We start from the raw sequence: 24642 nt of genomic DNA, 5'->3' as shown, positions 1-24642 counted from the left end.
GAACAGCCACAGATTCCGTACCCGATTCTGGAGGAGCACGCCATGTCCGCTCTCGTCACCTACCTCGCCGCCGAGCTGCGGCACCGCTGGCAGGCGGTGCGCGACACCAAAGACGGCGGCTACTCCACTGAAGCCGTCCTCGTCACCGCCGTGCTCGTGACGCTGGCGATCGTGGTCCTCGGCATCATCGCGGTCAAGGTCACCAGCAAGGCCAACAGCATCAACCTCGGCTGACCGATGCCGCCAACCACCTTCCGGGAACACCGCGCCGAGCGCCCGCCCTCCCCGGCGCTCGTCGCGGCCCGAGTGCTGCGCGCCCGATGCAGGCGCGTGACCGCCCACTCCGACGCGGGCGCCGCGACCGCCGAGCTGGCCATCGCTATGCCGCTGCTGCTGCTCATCGTCATGTTCGTCATCCAGGCCGGGGTGTTCATGCACGCCACCCACGTTGCCCAGAGCGCCGCGACCCGTTCGGCCAACGCCGCCGCCGGCTACCAATCCAGCGCTGCCGCCGGCCGAGACGCGGGTGAGCAGACCCTTGCCGCGATCGGTGATGGGGTCCTCAAGGACCCGTCGGTGTCGGTGACCCGCACCGCCACCGAGGTCCGTACCGAGATCACCGGCACCGCCGCGACGGTGGTCCCCGGGGTGCGCTGGACCGTCCGCGCCACCGTCGCACGACCCGTCGAACGCTTCGTGCCCGACGACGGAGCCGCACCATGACCTGGGCCGCTGCGTCAACCGGACTCCTCCGACTGCGGCAGGTCATCGCCCTCGGTGACCGGGGAGCGAGCACCACCGAAGCGGCCCTCGTTACCCCGCTGCTGGTGGCCGTCATGCTGTTCGTGGTGCTGTGCGGGAGGTTGGTCTCGGCACAGATGGACCTCGACGCCGCCGCTAGCACCGCGGCCCGGTCCGCCTCCCTCGCCCGCACCGACGCCGCCGCACGCGCCGAGGCAGATCGCACCGCCCGGGAGACCCTCGCCGCCCGCTCCGTCACCTGCCGACAGGTCACTGTCACGGTCGCCACCGGAGGGCTCCGACCAGGCGGGGCGGTCACCGTGACCGTGGAGTGCTCGGTTCCCCTGTCCGACCTCGCCTTGTTGTCCGTCCCTGGTTCCCGCGTCGTGATGGCCACGGCGACCTCTCCCATCGATGTGTGGCGCGGAGGCCCTTCATGACCCCACCCGATGCCCGCTACTGGCAACGGCTACGCGAGCGTGCCGGAGACGACTCCGGCCAGGTGACCGCGTTCGCGGTCCTGATGATGGTCGCCCTGCTCGCCGTGGCCGGGCTGGTCCTCGACGCCGGCCTGGCCCTCACGCAGAAGGTCCGTGCCCTCGACATCGCCCAAGGGGCGGCCAGGGCCGGTGCGCAGGAACTCGACCTGTACCAGTACCGCACCCGCAACGTCGCGGTACTCGACCTGGCCCGAGCCACGTCGGCCGCACGGGCGTGGCTGGCCTCGGCGGGCGCCACGGGCGAGGCCAGCGCGACCACGACAACGGTCACGGTGACCGTACGCCGTGCCAGCCGCACCCAGCTCCTGCAGATCGTCGGCGTGCGGCAGCTCGACGTGTCCGCCTCCGCGAGCGCCACCGCCGTGCAGGGCGTCACCGGCCCCAACACCTGAGCCGCACCTTGGGAGAGGACGACCCCGCATGTCCCGCACCATCGCCGCCATCGCCCGGACCGTGCGCGCCCTGCTCGCACTCGCCGTGCTGGCCGGCTTCACCGCCGGGGTGCCATGGCTGCTGATCGTCGCGGCCGGCTGGCCCCTCGACTGGATCGGCTGGCCGCAGCCCGACACGGTGCCCACGCTGACCGACCTACAAGCCGCGATCACGAGCCCATGGTCGGACAACATGGTCTTCGCGCTGCTGGCCACGATCGGCTGGATGCTGTGGGCGCAGTTCCTGCGCGACACCATCATCGAGATCATCGAGACGTCCGCCGCCGCGAGAAGCAGCCGGCACGGCCAGCCCCGACCGCCGGCGAGTGGACGCGGCCCGATCCGCTGGGTCGCCGCTGTCCTCGTCGGCGCGATCGTCGGAGCCGTGCTGTTCGACGCCGCCCGCGCCGTCACCAGCACCCCCACCGCTGGCGCGGCTGCCGCCGATGCCGCCGCACGCCGCCCGGCCGTTGCCGTCGCCCCGCCGACTGTGGAGCACGGCCCGCGCCCGGCGCTCACCATCGGCGTGTCCGCCACCAGCACCACTCTCCCGCTCACCACCCACCGAGACAGCCCAGCCGTCCCGTCCCGGGCACAAGACGCCCCGGGCGGGACACACCGCGTCGTCGCCGGAGACAACCTGTGGGACCTCGCCGAGAAGCACCTCGGCGACCCGCACCGCTGGCGGGAGATCTACAAACTCAACCGGGGACACGAACAGGCCAACGGCTACGCCCTCACCGACCCCGACGAGATCCACGTCGGATGGGTCCTCGCTCTCCCCGCCCGCGAGGCCGCACCAGCAACCACCCCACCCCACACCCAGGCACCACCGCCCGGCAGCCCTGACACCACCGTGCCCGAGGCCAACGAGACCGCCCCAGCCGTCCCACCGCCACCGGTCAGCGCCACCCCAACCCCCACCACCCCGGAGCCAAGCCCTTCACCGCCTACCGCCGAACCAAGCGCACCCGCCGACTCGGCCGATGTCGACACCCCCGCGCCGGACACCGACCCATCCGATGACCAGCCGACCGACGAGGCCGGAATGACGCTGCCAGCGCAGGGCTGGATCAGCCTCGGCCTGGCCACCGCCATCGCCGCCGTAGCCGCTCTGCTGCGCCTGCAACGCCGCCGCCGCGCCCGGCTGACCTTCCCGGCATCGGTCAGCACCGCGCCGCACCGATCCCCGATGCCGCCTTCTCTGGCTCCTGTCGACATCATCGGCAGCCGTCACCTCGGCCCCAGCAGCGACCACCGCCCGGCCAGCCCTACCGTTGCGGCACCGATCGGCGTCGACTCGGCTGGCACCGAGGTAAGCCTGTTCCACCTGCCCGGTCCCGGCGTCGCCCTGCACGGCGACGGAGCCGTACCAGCGGCCCGCGCCATCCTCGCGTCCGTCCTGACCAGCGGCGCGGTCGAGACAGCCAGTGCCCGCCCGGTCGTGGTCACCACCGCCGATCTACTCGCCCGGCTCCTGCCAGAGAACGCCCCGGCGGTCGGGCTGGACCCTGACGGCACCGCCTACGACGGAGAACGCCTCATCGTGCTCGCCGACACCGCTGCGGCGATCACCCACGCCGAGGAGGAGATGATCGGCCGTCGCCGGCTGCTGGACACCTTCGACGCCGAGACGATTATCGACCTCAACGCCCGCACCGACCACGCCGAAACCCAGCCGCCGTACGTGCTGCTCATCGACTCCAGTCCTCGGCACGCCGCTCGCCTCCAGGCCGTCGCCACCCACCGCGCCGCTCTGAACCTGCACCCCGTCATCCTCGGCCCGCACGACGGCATCCCCACCATCGAGATCAGCCCCGAGGGCACCCCCAGCGGCGGCGAACCGCATCCGGTGGGACGGCTCTCCACTCTCGGCGCGGATGACCTAGCCGCCATCCTCTCCATGCTCACCGACGCGACAGCCCGTCCCGAGGCCGGTACTGACGTTGACGACCCGCCCGCCGAGATCTCGTCAGCCGCGGTGACCGCCGAGCCGAACGAGGCCATACCGGTCCAGCCCGACGACACGGCGGCCCTGGTCCGCCTCCGGGTGCTCGGACCGGTCACCGTCACCACCGCCGCCGGCCCCATCGCCACCGGAATGCGCACCGGCTCCTACACCGCGCTCGCCGTCCTCGCCGCCCACCCCGCCGGCCGCACCCTCGACCAACTCGCCACCGACCTACACCCCAACGCCGACCCGACCGCCGCCGTCAAACGCGTCCGCACCGACATCACCTCCGCCCGGCGAGTGCTCCGCGCCGCCACCGGCCACGACGAGCCCATGTTCATCGTCTACGACCCCGCCACCGGCCGATACCAGCTCGACCCCGAGACCGTCACCGTGGACCTCTGGCAGATGCTCACCGCCATCGACCAGGCCACCACCACCGACGACGAGACAGCGATGCTCAGCGCGCTACGCCGGGCCACCGAGCTGTATGGAGGTGACTTCGCCGAAGGCCACGACCATCCGTGGGCCACCGACTACGCCACCAGCTACCGCCACCAGATCCTCACCGCCTACGCCCGCATCGCCGAGATCCTCGAACCCGACCACCCCGACCAGGCGGTTGCCGCCCTCGAACACGCCGCCGACCTCGACCCCGTCAACGAGGAGCTGTACCAGCGGATCATGCGCATCCACGGCCGACAGCAGCGCCCCGACGCCGTCCGGCGCACCCTGCGCCGCCTGGAGGAACGCCTCGCAGATCTCGGCGACGCCGAACCGTCCCAGGCCACCCGCCGCGTCGCCGAGCGCCAGCTCCGACCCGTCGCCCCCGCTGGTGGAGGACGGCCGTGAACCACCGTCAGCTCCAACGGATGCAGTGGGCAGTGCGGGCCACACTGGTCCTCGGCGTGGCCGCCTCGGTCACCGCGAACATCCTGCACGCCCAACCAAACCCGATCTCCCAGACCATCGCGGCATGGCCACCCCTGGCTCTCCTGATCACCGTCGAGCTGGTCACCCGCATACCCGTCTACCGCCGAGCGCTCGGCATCATCCGGATCGTCGCCGCCTCGGCCATCGCCGCCATCGCCGCCTGGATCAGCTACCACCACATGGTCGGAGTCGTCGCCCGGTACGGCGAAACCGGCACCGTCCCCTACCTCCTGCCGCTCTCGGTGGACGGGCTGATCATCGTCGCGTCGGTATCGCTGGTGGAACTCGCCGCCCGCCGCCGCGAAGCCGAGGACCCGCCACGCGTCGTAGCGGCGCAGACCCCACCGGCACCATCTCCCGGTCAGCCCGTCGAGTCGACACCCGTCGAGACCATGCCCGGGATCAGCGACACCATGCCAACCGGTCGGAGTTCACCGTCCGAACCTCCTTCCCTTGATGCCGGTGCCGACGGGTCGGCCCACGGCGGGACTCCTGACGCTGCCGGCCACCGGGACGACGACCGGGAAGCGGACGGCAGCGAGACTGGTGCCGACCTTGATGCTGAATCTGACGATGACGACCCATCCGACGAGACCGATGACATCGACGTCGACCTCGCCCCGGACCTGGTGCCGCTCCTGCCCGCCGCCCGCGCGGCCCGTGACGAACTGACCCGCGAAGGCCACACCGTCAGCCGAGATGCCCTCGCCCGGCGGCTACGCCAGAACGGCCACTCGATCCGCAACAGCGCCGTCTCACAACTACTCGCCACGCTGCGCCAGGAGGCGCAGCCGGTCAACGGCACTCGGCCCACGGCACCGGTATAGCGTGCCGACGTCAGCTCACCGCAGGATCAGACACGCGAGGAGGCCATCCGTGGCCGAGCCTGCCCGAGCGGCCAGCGCCGCCCGCCCACCCCACCCACAGCACTGCCCGCCCTGGTGCATCGACTGTCGCCACGACGACGCAGACCCCTTCTCACCCCGAGCGTTCCTGCACCGAGGCGCGGCCGACATCGTTCACGCCTACGACGACGCGTGTCTCCTGGTCGAGACACAGGTGCGGGTCGCGTACTGGGACAAAGCACCGGACTGGATCGGCACCGATCCCGCCGATCTCGAACGCCCCTACGTCGAGATCAGCGGCCCCACCGAAGACGACCTGCACCTGAGTCTGGCACCGGAGCACGCTCGCGCCCTCGCCGCCGCCCTGCTCCGCGCCGCCGACACCGCCGACGCGGCCATTCATGGCAGCGCCCCGCAGTGACACGCAGCAAACGCGAGCGGCGGCGGTCCACCCTCGAACAGAGCCGTCAGTCGTGACCCTGGCCTGGCACCGGCGGTGGTCTTGATCGCGCCGTCGAGGTCGGCGTGGATAGGCACGGCTGCCCGAACGGGCACCACGCCGAACGCTGCCAGAAGGGATCACCGATGACCGAGACAACGCCCGGCCTCCGTACGATCGAGGTCGCTGACGACGTGTACGACGTGCTGAAGCGCACCGCCGACAGCCGAGACACCGACATCAACGGCGCGCTGCGCTACCTGATCGAGGTTCCGACACCTCGCGCTGTTGCAGACGACGAGGACTGACTCAACTCGCAGGACGAGACACGTCGCCGGGTCCGCGAGCGCGGCCCCGGCGACACCATTTGTTGGCGCTAGAGTGCGGGCACGCTACCAGATTTGCCGATCAGGTGATATTGACCTGGATTACGATGACTATGATGGCGAGCGCTACAGCAGCGGCAAACCCCGCGATAATTCCGTTCTTGAACCATGTGCCCGAAAACCTGTCTCGCATTCCTGCCTCGACTTGAGTGGCCATTGCTAAGGCGTCCGCCGCGCTCTGCATTGCCTCGGCAGTTTGGCTCCACTCACTTGCGTACGCCTTCGACGCACGAAGAGCGCCGGAGGCGACCGTCATCTGATCTAGGGCTCGCTCAAACCTATCAGCCGCACGCTTCAACTCATCAGCAGTGCCAGCGAGGCTGCTAGCCACCTCTGGGTTGATACTTCTCCCTGCCTGCAAGAGCCAGGACGCGGTGTCCTCATTGATGTTTCGGCCACCCTCCCAGATCCAGGAGGCGGTGTCCTCATTGATGTTTCGGCCACCCTCCCAGATCCAGGAGGCGGTGTCCTCATTGATGTTTCGGCCACCCTCCCAGATGGCATGAGCGACATCCGCGTTGATATGCTGCGCCACACCCACCAAGGAACGTACCGTCTCCGGTGGTATCAATCCTTCATCAAGCGCTTTACGAATCAACGCACCCACGGGCGGCAAATCCCTGGAGATTTCAGCAAGGGCGACCCTAGTCTGATCGTCCACCATCCCGATATTGCCGTAGTTGTCGCCAGCAACAAACGGGCCGGACCCGAAATTGTTCAGTTGCATAGGACGATTGCGCTCAGGGAACGATACCGTCACCGGCCCCCCCGTTCCGAGGCGGAGCCAATGCTCCCGAAATTGTGTCCAGCAATGAACGGCCCCGGACCGTAGTTGTTCTGCGAACCAAGGTTAACCACACTCGCCGGGACAGGAGCAGTCGCGAACGCGCCAACCTCTGCGCGAAGTTCGGGATTGGCAGCAAGGAGGGAGGTGAGCAGGACACTCCACCGCGCCCTAATTTCCGACTCAGTGGCCGCCCCTCGTAGCAGGGCAGCACTGTCCTCTTCGATCCTCCGGAGGGGTGCCGACTGCTGCCCTCCCCCTCCAGCTCGGAAAATCCTCGACACCCAGGCGCGCAGGGCGTCGGCGTGACCATTGAGCATGTAAGCAACAATGTTTCCCGTTGCTCCAGTAATGATCGCAAGCGTTGCTTCGTCCAACATCTACACCGCACCTTTCACGCGTCGCGCGCATGGGCGCACGCCGATCTGACTCCGTGTGTCGCGTCAACTACAAACGCACTCGACTCTAGGGGCGGGGTGCGACGCGAACCTGTTACGACACCCCTCGGTCGCGCTACATACGTGCGCCTTGATCAGATTAAGGGGCTAATTGTCGCATTAGCCAGATGAAGCGGCGAGGCTGGTAGCGTTCGCCTCGTAGGCAACGGCAAGAAGTCGCTGCGCCGTGCGCTCGGTTATGCCGAGCTGCTGAGCCAGCGCGACACCGAGACCGCGCCGGTCACGCCCGGCGCGGTCCGCCTCGGCCAGGAGCGCGATGGCGGCGGAGAGCCGGGGGTCGTCGGCGTACGGGTGCGGTTTGCGGGCACCGGTGGTGCCGGGGGTGCGGCCGGTGGACTGCCGGCCCGTCCGGGCGTCGGCCACGGCCCACACGGTGCGCCGAAACCACAGACGACGCACCCGCCCGTCCGGCAGCGTCTCGACTCGGTCGGGGTGGTTGTACAGGGTGTCAGGCAGGTTGCGGTACGAGCCGTAGCCGAGGACCCTCGCCGCCGCGCCCGAGCCGATGAGGTCGTCGGAGTCGCCGCGGCGGTCGACCCTCGTCAGCTCGGCGCGTTTCGCCGCCTGGTGCGCGGTGTGGAATGCCTCGATGTCGTCGAGCCAGAACCACTCCCGCCCGTCATGCTGGAAGCCTTCGGGAAAGCCGAACCGGGCGCGGTGGCGGTGCCAGTGGTTGACCGTGGAGTACGCCGCGCCAGTGTGCGCGGCGACTCCGGCCCGGTCGAGGGCGATCCGTGCGCCGATCATGCGTCGTGCCACGCCCCCATCCTCCCTCCGGTGCCGGGTCGCTGCCGGTGCGGTGGCATCGAGCGGGTGTGGCTCGCCGTAGGATCGGCGGCACGCCCTGACTCGGGTAGAAGCGGTCTTGTATCCGTAGGCGGCCCGGAGTGGGCGAGGTGGCCGGTCGGGGTTGCACGCACCCTTGGGTGCGCCCGCCGGCCACCGACCCACCCCGGTTACTTCGGTGGGCGCAGCACTTTCCAGGCCACCTGCGCCATGCGGTCGATGCGCAGCGCGGCCAGTTTCGCGCGGGTGGCGGGTTTGAGCGCGTCGTACACGGTCAGGATCGCGGCGGCGGTGGTCGCGTCCACCAGCACCCCGTCGATCTTGCGGCACGCACCGCGCTTCGCCTCTCGGAGCAGCTCGATGACGCGGGGGTCACCTGCTGTCGCGTCGTCCGGAAGCGCGTCGATCTCGGCCAGCCCGTCGCAGTCGGGACAGGTCACGAGGTGGGGGTCCTCGGTGACGTGGCTCCACGGCACGTCGGCAGCGCCGCACACCGGCCCCATCCGGCGGCGGGCCTTCGCGTGCGTGAGGGCGGGCCATCCGTGCCGCCCCGTGATGTCGGTCATGGTGCCTCCCCCGCCCGGTGGGTCCAGATGCCGAGCGGGTGGCCGGGGGCGATGCGGCCTCGGCCAGGGGCGAGGGTGTCGAACACGCCGGAGTACCGCTCGTGGAGCTGGCCCCGGGTCCGCATGAGGTGCTTGCCTCGGGTGAGCTTCGCGGGCAGGGCCTCGACCACCCGGCCGATCAGCCCATACAGGTCCCGGGCCTCGATGAAGTCGGCGCACCCGTCGCAGGCCGACCAGCCTTCGCCCCACGCCTGGGTGAAGGCGTGCTCGGTGTCGGTGCGGCGTACCCGTGCCGCATGGTGCTGAGACTGGTAGTCGCCTACGGCGATGACCTGTGCGGTGACTCGGCGGGCGTCGGTGATCTGGTTGGCACACCGGTAGATCCAGGCGGCCCCAGGTGCGGAACAGAAGTCACACTCGATGATCGGATCGGGGATCTCCGTGATGGGTGCGGGCTCGGGGCGGTGGTCGCTGCGCTGGCCGCGCTGCTCGGCCGCGTGCAGGTATTCGACGATCATGCCCAGGTTGTTGAAGCGGACGTTGAGCGCGCGGCGGCAGCGGCGGCAGTAGAGCGACTCCGGGACCGGCGCCGTGCTCACGTCGAGCGCTGCCGCCTCGGGGAGTCGGGCGGATTCCTCGGGGTGCGGGGAGTGCGGTGGCATTACTGGTCGCCTCCGTCCTGAGGGCGGGTGAGCTGGGGCCGGGTGGGATTGGCGGGGCCAAGGATCAGGCCGAGACGCAGAGTCGCGAGGTCGACCAGCCGCCGCAGCAGGCTCGCGGTTCCGGCGCTGAGGTCGGCGTCGTAGTCGTGGGCGATGCGGCAGGCGTCGCGTACCGCCTCGGCCGCTGTGGTGAGTGCGGCCTCCAGGGCGGCGCGGTCGTCGGCCCGGGTGGCTCGCCTGACGTTCGCGGCCGGGTAGGTGCGCTCGTCGCCGTTGGGGAAGCGGAGGGTGTAGCTGCGGGCGTAGGTGGTGTGCGGGGTGGAATAGCGGACGTCGGTAACGGTGCCGAGGCGGTACTCGACCGGGTCGGTCGGCGTGATCACCCGCGCGGTGTCGCCGTACTCCAAGGATCGGTACATCACAACTCCGTTCAAAGGGGGGTGAGGGCTAGCTGGTGGGGTGGTCGAGTTCGCCGCCGGTGGCCGGGTGGGGTGGGAAGGCGGGGAGGATGCCGGTGAGGGTGCCGCCGGTCTGCTCGTCGGTGATGGCGGCGCAGGCGATGAGTGCGGCTCCGGCGGCGAGGGCCTGGGCCGGGGTGTACCGCACGCGGACGGCGCGGGTGCCGTCGAGGGTGGTGGCGCGGACCTCGACGCGGCCTCGCTGCCAGGTGGCCACGGGAAGCTCGGCGTCCGGTACAGCGGTCATCGTCCCGCGCAGTGCCTCCCGCAGCGCGGCGCGCAGGTGCTCGCGGCGGCGAGCGGCGATTGCCTGCCAGTCCGACGCCTTCTTCGTGTGCGCCGTGTGGTCGTCTCCGGCGCAGGAGGCCGCGCGGGCGTGGAATCGTTCGGCGTTGCCGATTGCCTGGGCGAATTCGGCAGCGAGGTCGAACAGTCGTTCTGGGTTCATGGCGATACTCCGTGGTGAGTCAGAGGGGGCGTCGCCCCGGTGTGCCGCGCGGTCCCGGGTCGGACCGATGGCCGCGCGGCATACCGGGCGACGGTCAGGAACGGGCGACCGGCGGGCCGGCGGCACCGTCCGGGGTGGCCTGCCGACCGGTGGACCCGGTAGGGGCGAACGGGGGTGCGGCCTTCACGTGCGGCAGGCCGGGATCGAGCTTCTGACCGATGCGGTCGAGCACGATCGCCCCGTTGGCGGTCATGTGCGCGCCCACGGCGAGGGCCTGCGCGCCGGTGAGCAGCACGACGAGGCGGCGGTCCGAGGTGTCGTGCACGTGCAGCTCGACGTGGCCGTTGGTCAGTGGCCGGACCGGCATGAACCGCTCGACCTGCGCCGCGCCGGGCAGTCCCGCGCGGATCGCCTTGACCAGTTCCCGCCAACGCTCGTCGACGAGTGCGTCGAGTCGGGCGGCGCGTTCGGTCAGGGTGGCGTGTTCGTCGTGGCTGGTGGAGTGTCCGGCCAGCGCGCGGGCGACCTCAGCCCGCGCGAACTGGGCGCACACATCGTTGACCAGCGCGATCACGGCCGAGTCGGTAGGCACCGAGGCGGGCGGTGGCGCGACGACCGGCTCGGTACGGACCTTCGCCGTGCCGGTTGCGCTGTACGCCCCGGTGACAGGGCCGGGCTTGTTCCTCTTCTTCCGGCGTCGGAACCATGGCCAGCGCATCTCAGACCGCCAGCAGCTCGAACGCGCGGGCCTTCAGGTCCGCACCGGCCCCGGTCAGCGCCCGCGAGGCGCGGGCGAGGTCGGTCTTGGCGGGGGCGAAGTGGTCCACGTACTCGGTGATGGCCTGGTAGCCGGCCCACCGGGTGCCCTTGATCGCCTTCTGCGTGTCCGCGTCGCGGATGAGGTAGCGCAGCGTCGCGGTGCGCTGCTTGGCGTTGTTGCGCGCCGTGTCGGAGGCGTCGTCGGCGAGGGGCCACACCTGCGCGACGATCTTCTCGAACTCGCCCATGGTCAACGACTCGTTGATCATCTTCTCGGCTTCGGCCTCGAACGCGTCGAACGCCTTCCACATCAGGCCGAGGGCCTGCCGCGCCTCGGCGATCTTGCTGGTCACGTTCGAGGTGTGCCGGAACGTGTACGAGCTGCGCGACCGCTGGTAGGCGAGGGCCTGGGTGTTCGCGCATACGATCCGTACGGGGGTGGCGTCGAGGCGAAGCGCGGCGGTGCCGTCGTGGGAGGTGGTGGCCGCGAGGTACAGGTCCATGTCGTCCACCCCGGCAATCCGCATCGCGGTGGGCAGCTTCATGGTCACGAACACCGACCGGCCCTTGCGCATGGAGCCGGCGGTCTCGAAGTGCGCGCCGGAGGCGTCGACCAGGAGGTTGAGGGTCTCGGCGACCTGCTCGTTCTGCACCACGCTGTAGTCCTCGCCGACCACGCCGAGGTACTCGGTCTCGCCGGTGGCCGGGTTGGTGCGTACGGTCATGTACTTGTCGGGGCAGTCGACCTTCGTCACCCCGCGCTCGGTGACCTCGATGCCCTGAAGGGCGATCTTGCGGACCTCCCAGCCGCCGAGCCACGCCTTGCTCATGACCTCCTGCGCGGTCATGCACGAGTCGGTGACGGTGCCGAGTTGGTGCCAGGCGGTCAACCGTGCGGAGGCGAAGGCCGTCTGACCGTTGGCGAGAGTTTCGAGTTCGTGTGCCATCGTGGCACCCCTTCCGGCTTGTAATTTCGGGCGGGCGGCGGGGCCGGGGGTTGCCACCCCGGCCGCGCCGTCACTAACAATGTTTCCTGCCTCTATCCGCCGATCAAGACGATCGGTTCGAGTCGATGAAGGTTTCTGCGGCGAATCTGACGCCCACCGCCGGGCGTGGCCTACCGGGTGTCGGTGGCCCGGCGTAGCCGCCCGTCCGGCCCGTACAGGTAGGTGTGCACGGTCTTGAACGGGGCCGGTAGGTACACGGTGAACCCGTGTTCGGGGATGAACCGGGTTCGGTAGGTGCGGGTGATGCCCAACAGGTACCGGTCGGGTTTGTCGCCGTGCGACCCCGGCGGGATGATGCCCGCCCCGGGCCGGTCGGCACGGGCGCGGCGGTGCCGACCGAGCGCGATGTGTGGGCACAGCGACAGGGCGGCAGTCATGCACTCGGGGTGCCCCGGCGGATCCGCGTAGCGCATCAACTCGGCGGCCCTCGGTCCGCCGAGGAACGCCACCCAGTAGCCCATGGGCTCACCGCACAGCGAGCACCTTCGTTCGACCGCGAGGCGGGTCGAGACGGTGGTGTTGATCGTGGTGAAGTCCACGTGCGACCCGCCACCGGGGTTGGGGTGGATGTTGACCGGCGGGATGGGCAGGCCGCGCCGCGCGTCGTGGGGACGCGCGGCCAGCGAGGGCGGGATGTCGGGCCGGTCGGCGGTGGCCGATGGGCCGGTCACGGGGCACCGGCCGCGCGGGTGGACCGGGTATCGGTCACGGTGACGTGGGGTAGTTGTGACCGCAGTACGGCGTGTGCCTGTTCCCATTGCGCCTCGGTCAGGGGCAGTGTGAAAGGTTCGAGGTTCGCGGCGGTCATCGTCACGGCCATGATGTCGGCCTCGTCCGCCGAGTCGAACACGGCCACCATGTCGCCCCCGGCAACCATGTAGACGCGCCGGTCATCGGCGGGCCGGGACACCGGGGCGGTACGGCGGTGTTCGGCCAGCCACCGGCCGACCACCTCGGCCGGGTCGCCGGTCAGGGTGCCGGTGTCGTAGCCCTCGCTATCAAGCCACGCTAGGTGATCGGTGACGGTCCAGTCGGGATGGATGAGCCACGATTGCCGTACGGCCTGCCAGATGGTCAGGCGTGCCGGTGCGCCGATCGGGTCCGCCGGTTGTGAGCCGTTCGGGCCGGGCACCGGGCATAGCGGGGTGCCGTCGAGGTGGGACGTGGCCGGGCGTGAGGCGAATCCGTCGAGGGGCCAGCGACGCGGCGGCACGGGCCGGGCCGGTTCGGCGCATTCGGGGCAGCGCAGCGCCCCCGGCGCGGCCGTGGGGCCGTGGGGGTGGTTGTGGGGGGTGGTCATGGCCTGTTCCTTCCGTGGTGTTTGTGGGTGGCGTGCGGGTGCCGGGGCCGGGCATGGTGCCCGGCCCCGGCGGGGCGGTTGGTCAGGCCGCCACCGGCACGGCGGCGGCCTCGTCGGCACCGGCCTCGTCGGCGCTGGTCTCGTCACCGGCGGGCGGGGTGGTGTCGGTCTGCGGCGGGGCCATGAACGCGCGGACCTCGGCGGTCGGGGCGGGCGGGTTGTCCGCGAGGGCGTAGGTTTCCGGGGCCTCACGGGTCAGGACCAGCACCCCGAACCCGGTCAGCTTCTCCATGCCGTTGCGGACCGCCCCGGGGCTCCGTCCGCCGATCTCACGGGCGACGGTGCCCGGGGTCACGTCGTGGCCGGGGCCGAGGTCACGCATGAACGCCTCGACCCGGTTACGCAACTCGTTCTTGCCCAACTTGGCCGACCCGTCGCTGTTGATCTCACCCATGGTGCGGCCGGTGCCGTTGGCGCGGCGAGCCGAGGGACGGCGGATCTTGCGGGTGTGACCGCACGTCGGGCACGTGCTGTGCGTCGGGGCGTTAGCCGGGTCCACCGTGGCGAGGTCACCGTCCCCGATCACCCACAACTCGTCACCGTCCTCGGTGACCGGCAGGCGACGGGCCGCACCAGCAACCTCCATCGCGGCGAGGATCGTGTCACCCATCGCCACCGACAGACCGCTTTCCCCGATCGCCGCGTCAGCCGTGATGCCGTCCGGGTGACCACCGAGCACACCAGCCATGATCAACACCTTGAGGTCGGGCTGACGCGGGGCGACCGGCGCACCGGACACGGGCGCGCCGGACACCGGGGCCTCGGGCAGGGGTGCCTCGTCGGCCGTGACCGTCGCCGGGTCGGTCGGCGGGGTGTCCTCGGCCGTCGGCTCGTCGGCGGTGGCCGGGCCGTCGTTGTCGGCGGTGGGCTCGTCGGCCGTGTCCGGGGTCGCGTCCGTGGTGGCCTCGTCGTCGGCGGTGCCCGTTGCCGGGTCGGTGGCCGGGGTGTCGCCGGTGGGCGTCGGCTCGTCGTCGGCGTTCGGGTCGGCGGTGGTGGTCTGCCAGGTGTCGGCGCTCTTGCGGTTACCCTTGGCCGGGTCGGGGGTGCGGGTGGCGGTCCCGGCGGTTTCCATGGCGGTGAGCGCCTCGGTGACGACCGGTAGCGGCAGGTTCGCCTGTCCGGCCAACTTGCGGGCGGTGACGCCGGGGTAGGTGCGCAGCGCCTCGGCGACAGCGGACCGGGCCTCGTCGCTGCCGGGGGTGAGAACGATGTTTGCGGTCATGGCAATACACCTCCACAAAATGGGGTCGACAAATAGCGATTCCGCGTACGCGTGATGCGCATTGTTTGCGGTTCCGCCGGGGCGGTTTTTGTTGCCCACGTCCATGGACCCTCTGCACACGACGATTGTCAACCCCGTTGCGCAAGACTCTTTACGGGAATCACCCCGCACCGCTTCCGTTCTCGATTCTGGAGCCGCTACCGCCGCCCGAAACGCCATTTGGCGGCCCCACGTCCGACGCTGCGGAACGTTCGGCGCGGCTCCCTGGTGCTGCATAGGTTGGGCGGCACGGTGGCCGCTCACACCGTCTTACGGGGTCGCGGTTTCCGGGTAGAAACGACAACGCCGCGCGCCCGGCGGACCGGATGCGCGGCGCTCACCGCAACCCGCGCGGGCCTTCTTGAACTGTGCGGAAAATCACTTCACGAATCTACAGGGCCACGCCCTTTTGACGCATGAAAGGAACCGGGTCAACGGCATTGTTCTCGGTGGCGGGATAGCCTTCGTGGATCTCGTAGTGCAAATGCGGACCGGACGAGTTCCCGGAACTCCCGACGTGGCCGATAGGCTGCCCCGCTATCACGCTCTGCCCTACTCGGACAGTCGGCTGTCGCACCATGTGGCAGTACCGCGAAACGACGTCGCCCGCGTGGCGGATCTCCGTATACCAGCCGCACCCGCCGAGGCCGGGGTAGCCGTCGCTGTCGCACGGCATCGGGCCGCCGGTGGGGTCCCACGAGCTGCCCCCGATGTTGCACCGGACGCGCACCACGACGCCACCAGACGCGGCCCGGATGACGGTGCCTTTCGGGGCCATGATGTCGACCCCGTCGTGGCCGGGCCGGTCGCTGGTGCGGAAGCCGGAGCCTGCCGTGCCCGCCACCGGGCGGGTCCACCCGGAGGCACTGATCGGCGCGCCGTCGCACACGGGCAGCGTCCCGCCGGTGTACGCCGTCACGATCTCGGTTGCCCGCGTCTCGTGTCGGGCGTAGGCGTCCGGGTACGCCGACCGTTGCACCTTCTGTGCCGCGTCGGTGAGCGGTAGCCGTTCCCACCCGGGCACGGTGACGAGGCGCTCGTAGAACTTCGCGGCGGCGTACTCGGGGTTCATGATCTGTTCCGGGGTGCCCCATCCTTGCGACGGTCGCTGTTGGAACAACCCCAACGAGTCATGATCGTTGTCCGGGCCGAGATACCCGTGGTTGATCAACGAGGATTCCTGGAGGGCGGTCGCCACGGCGATCACCCACCCGCGCACCGGTACCCGCAACCGCTCACCCACCGTCACGATCACCGAGGCGTTACGGGCCTGCTCAGCCGACAACCCCGCCGGGGTCGCGCCCGGTGCCGTGACCGCCCCGACGCAGCTACCCCCGCCTCCACCGCCACCGAATACGGACGAGACGACACCGGCAGTAGCCGAGGTGAGCAGCAGCAATGCCACGGCTACCCCGGTCGCGACCCACAGGGCTACCCGTCCCACGACGCACCGCCCCCGGTCGGCGTAGGTAGGTCGGCCAGACGCACCCGGTCGGGGTGCCCCACGATGCGCCAGACCGGCCCCGGCGGGCCGCCGGACGCGGCGGCGTGGTCGGCGGCGGCGGTGGCCACGGTCACCCCGTCCGGCACCCCGACCCCGGCCCGCCGGAGGTGGGCGTGCAGGTTGGTCTCGCGGGTGGTGGTGGGTAGCCAGAACAGCACCGGGTACGCGCGGCGGGGCGGTAGTGCGGCGTAGCCGGTCAGCTTGCCCACCACCCGGGAAAGGGTTTCGGTGCCGAGGTCGGCCTCGACCCAGAACGGCACCGCACGCCCGTTGTCGGCCCACACGCCGTGTCCGTCCGGGCGGACCAGGTTGCCGCACGCCTCCCGGCAGCGTGCCTCGTTCCACCACCGCACCAACCGCGCCCCGGGGTACGTACGGGCGTGCCCGGTGAGCGCGACGAAGAACCCGTTCACCGTGAGCAGGTGTGCCAGCGTCGGGGACATGGCGAGTCGGGCGGTGGCGTCACGCACAACGGCGGGACGGGGCAGCGTTTCGCCTCGTCCGGCAGCGAGCAGTGCCGCGCCGACCGGGCCGAGGGTCCACCTCCACGCTTGTGATCCGGGGCGTTGGTAGTGGCGGAACCGGTCGAGGATGTCTCGATCGTGGAGGGTGTTGAGGCGGTTGCGGGCTCGGCCGACGGAGCCGAAGGCGAGGTCGACGAGCTGGTCGGTGGTGAAGGTTCGGTGCTGGTCGAGCAGGTCGAGCAGGAGTCGGTCTCGGGGGGTGAGTCGGCCGAGTTCGGCGGCCACGACGGACGCCGTGAGGCGGAGACTGCCGGTGGCAGATGTGCGGGTAGGAGGGATATCTCTTATCAGTCGGTTCCGGTCCACGAGTCCTCCTCACCGCCGTCCACGTGCGCGTACGACGCGTTCATGGGGGTGTGTTCACCCGGTGGTTCGTGGTCGTTGCGTTCCTCGTTGGATCGCTCGTTAGACCTCTCGTTAGAACCCTCGCCCTGAACAGCGAAGGTGTTGCGCCCTACCAGTTCCACCGCCGTGTCCTCGGTGGGTGCCGAGGGTTCGGCCTTGGGGGCGGCGGTGGCGGTCTCGCCGAGCAACCGGTGACGTTCCTTCATGGCGAGGCCGGTGTGGTCACGGGCCGCGTGGCGCAGCTCGCCGGCTCGTCCTGGCACGGCCGGTGGTGGGGGCTCGGTGTCGGCGGTGACCGGTGGCACGACCCTTCCGCCCGCGACCGGACGGAGGACGACTTCGTAGCCGCCGAGGCGGATCAGGTCCCCGTCATCGAGATACGGCCGCAGGTGCCGGGCCTGGTCGATGGCGTCGCGGGGGGCGAGGGCGAAGTACACCTTGTTGCGGGCGTTGGCGTCGATCGCCTCCACCATGTCCCCCGACAACTGGCCAAGGTACTGGTGAGCGAGGACGAACGAGGTGTGCAAGCCGCGGGCCTCGGCGAGGGCGTCATCGATGCCGATCGGCAGGTGCAGGAAGTTGTGGCACTCGTCCAACACGATCATCGCGTCGGGACGCTCGTCCTCGGGGATGCGGGCGCGGGCGGTAGTCGCCTGCCACAACCCGGCGAGGAGCAGGGAACCGACGAGACGGGTGCCGTCCTCACCGATGACGCCCTTGGGTAGCCGAGCGAGCATGATGCCGCCGTCGAGGATCTCGGCGAAGGAAAACGTGGTGGCCGGCACCCCAAACAAGCTGTTCGCCATGGGATGCGCCAGAACGAGACGTAGCCGGGACAGCAGCGGGGCAATCAGACCGGATCGCTGGGCGGCGGGCAGCTCGTTGAACCCTTCCCAGAACTCACCGAGGGTGTTGCCTTCCCAGGCGTTCAGCTTGCTGGTGGCGGCGTTGACCCGTGCGGTCCTCCACTTCGAGTCGGACAGCAGCCGCGGTAGCTGGGCGAGGGTGGCGCCTTCGACGTGGGCGAGGGTGAGCAGGCCGTGGTAGCAGATGTCGGCGGTGCGGTGCCCCCACCAGCGTGACCACACCTTCGCCATCACCGCTGTGAGGTTCGCGGCCACGTCGTGCTCGCTGCCGCCGTGCACGGCCGGGTCGAGCAGGTTGATCGCCGGTGGCGCAATCTTCTCGTCGGGGTCGATGAGGACCAGGCGGTCACCGCAGTTCTTCGGCAGCCGGGCCAGGAGGTCTCGGATGAGGTCGCCCTTGGCCGGGTCGAACGCGGCCACGCCGCGCCCGGCTTCGACGTCATCCAGGATCATCCGCATCAGCAGCGTCGTCTTACCCGTGCCGGTCGGTCCGAGTGCGTGGATGTGGAACCGGCAGTCGGCCAAGGAGATCCCGACCCGCATCGGCGGGCCGGCGTTGGCGACGCCGATGACTTTGCCGCCCAGGCCCTGCCGGTCTTCGACCGGCACCAGGTTCAGCCGGCGCCCGTCCGGGCGAGGGGTCGGAGCCATGGCGTTGGGGTTGGTCTTGTTCATGGGGTGCTCCACGCGGTTGGCGGGTCGTCGGCGTTGGGCTCGGCTTGCTCTGCCGGGCGAGGGTGTGTGTCCCGCTCGGTGGCCCGGAAGATGTCGCGGGTCGCGGCCCGGCGGCGTGACGCCGCGCCGGGCAGGCCATAGGCGGCCGGTTCGGCGGGCAGCCCGGCGAGGGCGGCGGCTTCCGCCACGGACACCAGGCTCATCCGTGCCTCGGGCACCCACCGGTCGGCCGCCGCGATCACGCCGGATCGGAGCCGGCGGCGGGTGAAGTGGGCCGACAGCAGCCCGAACCCGGAGCTGACATCAGCAGCGGCAGCGCGGGCGGCGGGCTTGGTGGGGCCGGCGGCGATGGTGTGCACGGCGACGAGCAGGTGGGGTGCGTCGGCGTACTTTGCCCTCGCCTGCCGGGCCAACTCGGCGGTGTACGGGTCGGTGGAACGGGTGTGCCGCTTCGGGCTCGACGGGCCGGGGGTGACGATGTCCAGGACGCCGATGATCAGCGCTCGTAGCCCGTCGGCGAGCAGCCCGGCGGCGCGAGCGGTGCCTCGGGGGCGACCGGCGCGGTGGGGGTTGGTCATCGCGCGGCGCAGCGTGCGCATCCGGTGGGCGGGTGCTCGGCCGAGGTGGACTTGCAGGATCGCGCCGCCGGTGCGCCCGGCCGAGGCCAGGCCGCCGTAGACCCCCCGGAGCCGGTCCTCTTCGGGTGCGCTTGCGTCCATGCCTCGGCGGTGGGTTGGCGTGGTGTCTTCGACCATGGGTAGCCAGTCCGGCTGGGTGGGCCAGACCGCGAGGGCGGCGTTGGCCCCGATGGTGGGGACGGCCGGTGGGCGGGTCTGTTCAGCGCGGACCCCGGGCCAGCCGCGTTGCAGCAGCCGCACCACGGCGGTCGGGTTGACCCCCGGTGGCAACCACAGTCCGCAGCGCATCCCGTCCGGGTCGGCGGCGACCTCCCACACGAGCCGGGCCGGGCGTAGCGCCCACCGGCGCGGCGCGGGCAGCACCGTGGCGAGGAGCCGCCACAGGCCGATCGTCGCGGCCGGAGTGGCGGTCACGGGCGGGGTGATCTGCAGCCATCGGGCTGCGGCGGCGTGCCGTCGCCAGACGCGCCGCCGCCACAATGCCCACCCGACCCGCACGGCGATGAGGGCTGTCAGGGCGGCGAGGAGCAGCGGCCACCGGTCGCGGACGAGACGCCACACGGCGTCGGTGGCGTCGATGCCCCCGGACCCGCACACCAGCTCGCCCACTATCGAGTCGGGCACTCCGCCCTGGCCGGGCACACAGCCATCGGGGGCCGATGCCGGCGAGGGCGGGAATGCGGACAGCGTGGAGGAGAGAACCATCGGGAACTCCGATCGGCAGTGGGGAAGGAGGCTCGCGGGCGGGATCAGCGGCGGCGGGCAGGCGGGCCGGTGACCGGGCCGGTGAGGATCAACTCGTGCTCGGCGGGCGAGGCATGGCTGTGGAAAGCCACCCGCGCCGACCCGGCCGTGAGGAGCGCGTCGCCGCGTTGGCAGGACAGCAGGAACGCCCGTTCGCCGTCGGTGAGGCCGAACGCCTCGGCCACCGCGTCGATCGCCTGCGGCGCCTGCCGCAGCAGCACCTGCGTGGCGGCGTTGGAGACGACGGCACGGCCAGTCTTGGTGGCGAGCACGTCAGCGGCGTCCTGGGTCACGACGGTCAACCCGACGCCGTACTTGCGCGCGGACTTGGCCAGGGTTTCCAGGAACACGCCGCCGCGCCCGCCAGACAGCAGTTTCCACGCCTCGTCCACCAGCACCATCCGCAGCGCATCAGGCCGCTGACCGGAGGCGGTCGCGCCGCGTACGGTGCGCCAGATCGTGTCCAGGGTGAGCAGCGTCCCGACCGGATGAAGCTGTTCGGGGAGGTCTTTGATGGCGAACACCACCAGGTGCCCTCGGGCGGCGGTGGTGGTGGGGCCGTCGAACAGACCCTTCATGCTGCCGGAGACGTAGGGGTGCAGTCGGGCGGCGACGCGGCGGCCGGCGTCGTCGGTGTCCTCCAGCGCGGCCATCACATCACCGATGAGTGGGGCCGGTCGCCTCCAGGTGCGCGGGTCGGTAGTGATGCCCTTGGCCCGGTACGCGGCCAGCACGGCGACGTCGAGGGAGCGGGCCTCGTCGCCGGGCAGTGGGGCGGTGACGGCGGTATCGCCGCTGCCCATCACGGTCACGAGCGTGTGCAGGAACCGTGCCCGGTCGTTGAGGGCATCGTCGTTACCCGGCGGCAGGTCGAGAGGGTTGATCTTCACACCAGCCGCGCCGAGCCGGATGACCGTGCCGCCGACCGCATCGGCCAGCCGCAGGTACTCGTCTTCAGGGTCGATGACGAACGCCTGCACCCCGAGGCACAGGTTGCGCAGCAGGTCGAGCTTGGCCAGGTACGACTTGCCTTCCCCGGATCGGGCGAGGATGACCGCGTTGTAGTTGGACTGCGCCCACCGGTCCCACACCACGACTCCGGCCGAGTACAAGTTCAACCCGAACAGCACCCCCATACCGCTGTCCCCAGCGGTGTCCGGCAGGTCCGGGCTGGTGAACGGAAAGCTCGCGGCAAGGGCGTCAGTGTCGAAGACCCGCTTCATCCCGAGCGCGTCGAACGCGAGGGGTAGGCCACTGATCCAGCCCTGCAACTGACGCCACGTCACCGGCGCGGTGGCCAGCAGCAACGAGGAGGCCAGGGACCGCACCTCGGCCACTCGGTCGGCCAACTCGTCGGGGTTGGCGCCGTGGACAGTCAGGTACAGACTGAGGCGGAACAGCCGGGCTTCGCCTCGGGCGACACGGGCGGCCAGCTCGGCGGCGTCGGCCGCAGCGGCGTCGAGGTCGGGATCGTCGAGGCGGCCCTTGGCCGCATCCTGCCGGCGGGAGGACTCGAACCGGCCGCGCTGCTTCCGCAACCGCTGCGAGGCCACCGCCGGCGCGACAGGCTCGATGTGGAAGGCGGCGTCGACCAGGCCCGGGTAGGACAGGATCGGCTCCGCCCACCCCGGGCCGACCTCAGCCGGGTAGCCGACGACAGCCAGGGTGGCGCTGTAGCCGTCCCCGACCCGCACGTATCGGCCGTCGACCTCCACGGCGTCCGGGGAACCGGGCAGGATCGCGGCAGACTCAGGCAGGGCGGACCGCCGCTTCGGCAGCAGCGCGGACAGCAGTCTCACCGCTGGTCACCTCCGTCAGATGGGGCGTAGGGCGTGAGCGCTGGGGCGGTGGGGTCGAGGCTGGCCGCGAGCCGCACCGTGGCCTCCGGCTCACCAAGGACCCGGGCGGGAACCTCGCAGCCGGCGAGGGCACGCACCGCCTCGGCCGCTGTGTGCGCGGTATGGTGCGCGCCGCGTCGGCTGCGCACCGCGACGGTGATCTGCCGGTGCAGCAACTCCCGCCGCGCGGCCAGGTCATCGAGGAACGCAACGTGCGCGTGGGCGGCCTCTTCCAGGGCGGGATGCGGCAGCCCCGGGGCGGCGGCGAGGAACCGGTCGGCCAGGTAGGTCAGGTCGACCCGCTGCGCCCGCACCACGATCTGCGCCGGGCCGTCGAGGCTGTGCAGCCACCGCGCGAACCCGGCCACCAGGCCGTTCTGCTCACCTGGTGTCCGCAGGCCGAAGGCCACCGTCGAGGCGGCGACCAGGCCCGTCGTGCCATCCGGGCCGAGGTCGATCAGCCCGTCGCCGGTGATGCCCTTCGCGGGCAGCCGCAGAGGTGCAGGCAGCGGCAGCCGGTCACCCGGCCCGGCGGCGGTCTGCACCCACGCCGGAGCCGGGACGACCGGCCCATCGGCCGGGACGAGCCGACGCGGACTGCGGCGGTGCCGCAACGCCGCGAGGAACCAGGCGTCGAGGCTGACGCCGTCTCGGCGGCCGACCGCGAGCAGGAACGCCCCAGCCGCAATCGGCATCGCCCCTGCGAGGAACACCACCGGATGCACCACCGTGGCCACCGCCGTCCACGCCGCGTAGAGCAGCAGGCCCGTGACGGCCAGGATCACCAACTGCCGTCCCGACATGCCGAACGCGAGCCTGTCCGGCCGCTCGATGTCTGCGGGAACCCTAGCCCTCATCGGGGCCTCGTCACTGTGGCGGCTCACCGCTGATCACCCCTCGGCTTCGATGAAGAACCCCGCACCGGACCGGACGACCGGGACGGCGGGGACGGGGACGGGACGGCGGACGGACCTGCCGATGTCACACCGCCCGCCGGGGACGGGGACGTTCGCGGCGGGGACGGAAACGCCGACCGCCGACCGTCCGGGGACAGCGGGACGGACGACACCGGCGGACGGGGCCGGGGCGTGCTGGGCGTGGCTGCCCGCCGAACGGCGGACGGGGTGCCCGGGTTGGCGGCGGCTTGCCCCCTCGGGGTAGCGCGTCGCGCCGCCGTGGGCCGTGTCCCGGGGGTCGAGGCTCGTCGTGGCCCGCCGGGTGCCGGTGTGGCCTGGGCTGCGGAGAACACCGGCGTGACCGGGGCAGGTGGCCGGCGCGGCGCGCTCTGCGGCGCTGGCGCGGCCGAGAATCTCACGGCTGGTGCCGCGCCTCTGGGTGCTGGTGTCGGTGCCGTGGTCGTGGCGTCGCTGAAGGCGACTCGGGCCGGTGGGGTGTTCGGGGACGGCACGCTCGGGTGGGGCGGGGTTGGGTGGGAGAACGGTGCCGCCGGGACACCGCCGGACGGGGCAGGGGTCGGTGTGGACGGGGCGGACGGGTGGCTGAAGGTGGGGGCGGCGTTCGTCCCGGACGGCGCGGGCAGCGGCGTGTGGGTGGCCGGGGCGTGGCTGAAGGCCACCGGTCCCGGCGAAGGCGGGGGGACGGGAGTCGGCCCCGGACGGGGCGGGCGCGGTGGACGGGGCGGACGGGGTCCACCCGGTGACGGACGGGGGCCGGGCGGACGAGGGGCCGTCCGTCCGCCGGTCCGGGACGGGCTCGCGCCGAGGATGCCGGCCGCCGCACCGAGCGTTTTGATCATGATGAAGGCGTGGACGAGTTGCCCGAGCAGTCCTCGGCCGTTGCGCTGTCCGAGTGGGCCGAGGACGAACTGTCGCATCCAGCCCGGCAGTTTGATCAGCAGCCACAGCATCGTCAGGCACACCACGATGCCGAGGAGCCCCTGCCCGGTCGCTGGTACGCCCAGCACGGTCGGTCCGGCGGGGGTGAGGAACACCTTGACGCTGGCCATGACGACGACGGCTTGACCGAGTTGCAGGCCGAGGCAGGCCAGCGTGCACCGCCACCACAGGTGCGCCACGCCCTCGGTGAGTGGGCTGGCGTGGCAGATCAACGCCGCCGGGGCGACCCCGAGCAGGATGATCAGCGCCGCCAATCGGAGCACGAACGTGAACTCCAGAACCAGGCACATCACGATCACGGCGATGACCAGCAACGCCATCAAGAACCCCTGACCCTGCAGGGCTTCGTCCACGATCTGCCGGATCGCCGTCGCCGCGCTCGGCCCGTCGATCGTGTTGCCCGCGATGGCCACGGTCAGCGCGTTGGTCAGCTCGATGGCCTTCTGCCCGATGATCAGGCTGCAATTGGCCAGGACCACCCCCACGGCGATGCGGGGTAGCACCTGCTTGAGCCCGTACTGCGTTTGCAGGGTTTCCCGGGCGGTGACCAGGAACCCTCCGGCGACGATGAACAGCACGATGATGCCGTTGGCGACGATCAGGCTGGTTGTCCAGATCGCCTTGACGTGCTCGTTGTTGGTGAGGTCGGGGGTGGACAGCCATGACGCGCCGAGGGCTTCCATCACCGGCTGGAGAGCCTGCTCAGCGGCCCACACCACCAGGTCCACCACGGCCTTGCGGATCTGACCTCCGACGTCGTACCAGGCAGGGTCATCGCTGACGGAGGACTGGCCGGGAGTCGGGGCTGGACCGGGCGCGGGTGCCGGCACGGAGGGAGACGGTTCCCCTCCCGGCGGGCGGACGCCAGGATCAGGTA

26 protein-coding genes are annotated in these 24642 nt (G+C 71.0%); 8 read left to right on the top strand and 18 right to left on the bottom strand.

The annotated features are described in order from the left end of the window. Positions 1-42 precede the first annotated feature (42 nt). The 8 genes from O7619_RS06225 (at position 43) to O7619_RS06190 (ending at position 6148) form a co-directional block, all read left to right on the top strand. On the top strand, positions 43-234 hold the full coding sequence (locus O7619_RS06225; protein WP_018803909.1) for a hypothetical protein: 192 nt from the start codon (positions 43-45) through the stop codon (positions 232-234). Between the two features lie 3 nt (positions 235-237). Further along, entirely contained in the window at positions 238-723 is a 486-nt protein-coding gene (locus O7619_RS06220) for a TadE family protein (protein ID WP_282286272.1), read from the top strand. Next, on the top strand, positions 720-1181 hold the full coding sequence (locus tag O7619_RS06215; protein ID WP_282286269.1) for a TadE/TadG family type IV pilus assembly protein: 462 nt from the start codon (positions 720-722) through the stop codon (positions 1179-1181). Before O7619_RS06220 ends, O7619_RS06215 begins: the two co-directional genes overlap by 4 nt. Beyond that, entirely contained in the window at positions 1178-1633 is a 456-nt protein-coding gene (locus O7619_RS06210) for a pilus assembly protein TadG-related protein (protein ID WP_282286267.1), read from the top strand. The genes O7619_RS06215 and O7619_RS06210 overlap by 4 nt, the downstream gene beginning before the upstream one ends. A gap of 28 nt (positions 1634-1661) precedes the next feature. After that, positions 1662-4475, top strand: coding sequence for a BTAD domain-containing putative transcriptional regulator (locus O7619_RS06205; RefSeq protein WP_282286265.1), 2814 nt, complete (start codon positions 1662-1664; stop codon positions 4473-4475). After that, positions 4472-5383: a DUF2637 domain-containing protein gene (locus O7619_RS06200; protein WP_282286263.1), complete on the top strand. Its 912-nt coding sequence runs from the start codon at positions 4472-4474 to the stop codon at positions 5381-5383. The genes O7619_RS06205 and O7619_RS06200 overlap by 4 nt, the downstream gene beginning before the upstream one ends. Positions 5384-5432: 49 nt before the next feature. Further along, the gene (locus O7619_RS06195) at positions 5433-5822 is read left to right on the top strand and encodes a hypothetical protein (RefSeq protein ID WP_282286261.1); all 390 of its coding nucleotides are present in this window, start codon (positions 5433-5435) and stop codon (positions 5820-5822) included. A 164-nt stretch (positions 5823-5986) separates the two neighbouring features. Next, positions 5987-6148, top strand: a complete 162-nt coding sequence (locus O7619_RS06190; RefSeq protein WP_282286259.1) for a hypothetical protein — start codon at positions 5987-5989, stop codon at positions 6146-6148. 100 nt (positions 6149-6248) lie between these two features. Here O7619_RS06190 and O7619_RS06185 read toward each other — a convergent pair whose 3' ends face one another. The 18 genes from O7619_RS06185 to O7619_RS06100 all read right to left on the bottom strand — a co-directional run bounded on the left by O7619_RS06185 (position 6249) and on the right by O7619_RS06100 (position 24484). Continuing rightward, a complete protein-coding gene (locus tag O7619_RS06185; RefSeq protein ID WP_282286258.1) occupies positions 6249-6986 on the bottom strand; it encodes a hypothetical protein in 738 nt (245 codons plus the stop codon). A gap of 581 nt (positions 6987-7567) precedes the next feature. After that, positions 7568-8215: a hypothetical protein gene (locus O7619_RS06180; RefSeq protein ID WP_282288694.1), complete on the bottom strand. Its 648-nt coding sequence runs from the start codon at positions 8213-8215 to the stop codon at positions 7568-7570. Between the two features lie 209 nt (positions 8216-8424). Continuing rightward, a complete protein-coding gene (locus O7619_RS06175; protein ID WP_282286257.1) occupies positions 8425-8820 on the bottom strand; it encodes a hypothetical protein in 396 nt (131 codons plus the stop codon). Beyond that, complete coding sequence (locus O7619_RS06170) at positions 8817-9482, bottom strand: hypothetical protein (protein ID WP_282286256.1); 666 nt, start codon at positions 9480-9482, stop codon at positions 8817-8819. Before O7619_RS06170 ends, O7619_RS06175 begins: the two co-directional genes overlap by 4 nt. Continuing rightward, positions 9482-9901 (bottom strand): hypothetical protein, encoded by a 420-nt coding sequence (locus O7619_RS06165; RefSeq protein WP_282286255.1) that lies wholly within the window; start codon positions 9899-9901, stop codon positions 9482-9484. The genes O7619_RS06170 and O7619_RS06165 overlap by 1 nt, the downstream gene beginning before the upstream one ends. A 28-nt stretch (positions 9902-9929) precedes the next feature. Beyond that, positions 9930-10388 (bottom strand): hypothetical protein, encoded by a 459-nt coding sequence (locus O7619_RS06160; RefSeq protein ID WP_282286254.1) that lies wholly within the window; start codon positions 10386-10388, stop codon positions 9930-9932. A 94-nt stretch (positions 10389-10482) separates the two neighbouring features. Then, positions 10483-10980 carry a hypothetical protein gene (locus O7619_RS06155; protein WP_282286253.1) on the bottom strand — a complete coding sequence of 166 codons (498 nt, stop codon included), beginning with the start codon at positions 10978-10980 and terminating at the stop codon, positions 10483-10485. Between the two features lie 127 nt (positions 10981-11107). Next, positions 11108-12094, bottom strand: a complete 987-nt coding sequence (locus O7619_RS06150; RefSeq protein ID WP_282286251.1) for a DUF932 domain-containing protein — start codon at positions 12092-12094, stop codon at positions 11108-11110. Positions 12095-12264: 170 nt separating this feature from the next. After that, entirely contained in the window at positions 12265-12825 is a 561-nt protein-coding gene (locus O7619_RS06145; RefSeq protein ID WP_282286249.1) for a hypothetical protein, read from the bottom strand. After that, on the bottom strand, positions 12822-13286 hold the full coding sequence (locus O7619_RS06140) for a hypothetical protein (RefSeq protein ID WP_282286248.1): 465 nt from the start codon (positions 13284-13286) through the stop codon (positions 12822-12824). The genes O7619_RS06145 and O7619_RS06140 overlap by 4 nt, the downstream gene beginning before the upstream one ends. A 250-nt stretch (positions 13287-13536) precedes the next feature. After that, positions 13537-14736 (bottom strand): hypothetical protein, encoded by a 1200-nt coding sequence (locus O7619_RS06135; RefSeq protein WP_282286245.1) that lies wholly within the window; start codon positions 14734-14736, stop codon positions 13537-13539. A gap of 430 nt (positions 14737-15166) precedes the next feature. Next, entirely contained in the window at positions 15167-16219 is a 1053-nt protein-coding gene (locus tag O7619_RS06130; protein ID WP_282286243.1) for a M23 family metallopeptidase, read from the bottom strand. Next, positions 16207-17028 (bottom strand): replication-relaxation family protein, encoded by an 822-nt coding sequence (locus tag O7619_RS06125; protein ID WP_282286241.1) that lies wholly within the window; start codon positions 17026-17028, stop codon positions 16207-16209. Before O7619_RS06125 ends, O7619_RS06130 begins: the two co-directional genes overlap by 13 nt. 62 nt (positions 17029-17090) lie before the next feature. Continuing rightward, a complete protein-coding gene (locus tag O7619_RS06120) occupies positions 17091-18689 on the bottom strand; it encodes a type IV secretory system conjugative DNA transfer family protein (protein ID WP_282286240.1) in 1599 nt (532 codons plus the stop codon). Further along, positions 18686-19936, bottom strand: a complete 1251-nt coding sequence (locus O7619_RS06115; protein ID WP_282286239.1) for a hypothetical protein — start codon at positions 19934-19936, stop codon at positions 18686-18688. The genes O7619_RS06120 and O7619_RS06115 overlap by 4 nt, the downstream gene beginning before the upstream one ends. A gap of 140 nt (positions 19937-20076) precedes the next feature. Next, complete coding sequence (locus O7619_RS06110; protein WP_282288693.1) at positions 20077-21861, bottom strand: DUF87 domain-containing protein; 1785 nt, start codon at positions 21859-21861, stop codon at positions 20077-20079. Between the two features lie 5 nt (positions 21862-21866). Then, positions 21867-22793, bottom strand: coding sequence for a PrgI family protein (locus tag O7619_RS06105; RefSeq protein WP_282286237.1), 927 nt, complete (start codon positions 22791-22793; stop codon positions 21867-21869). Further along, positions 22790-24484 (bottom strand): hypothetical protein, encoded by a 1695-nt coding sequence (locus tag O7619_RS06100; RefSeq protein ID WP_282286235.1) that lies wholly within the window; start codon positions 24482-24484, stop codon positions 22790-22792. The genes O7619_RS06105 and O7619_RS06100 overlap by 4 nt, the downstream gene beginning before the upstream one ends. Between the last annotated feature and the right edge of the window lie 158 nt (positions 24485-24642).

It is taken from the genome of Micromonospora sp. WMMD998, from assembly GCF_029581235.1.
In the GTDB taxonomy this organism is placed as follows: domain Bacteria; phylum Actinomycetota; class Actinomycetes; order Mycobacteriales; family Micromonosporaceae; genus Micromonospora.
Note: the sequence above shows the minus strand (reverse complement) of the source record. Positions and strands in the feature narration are given on the sequence as shown.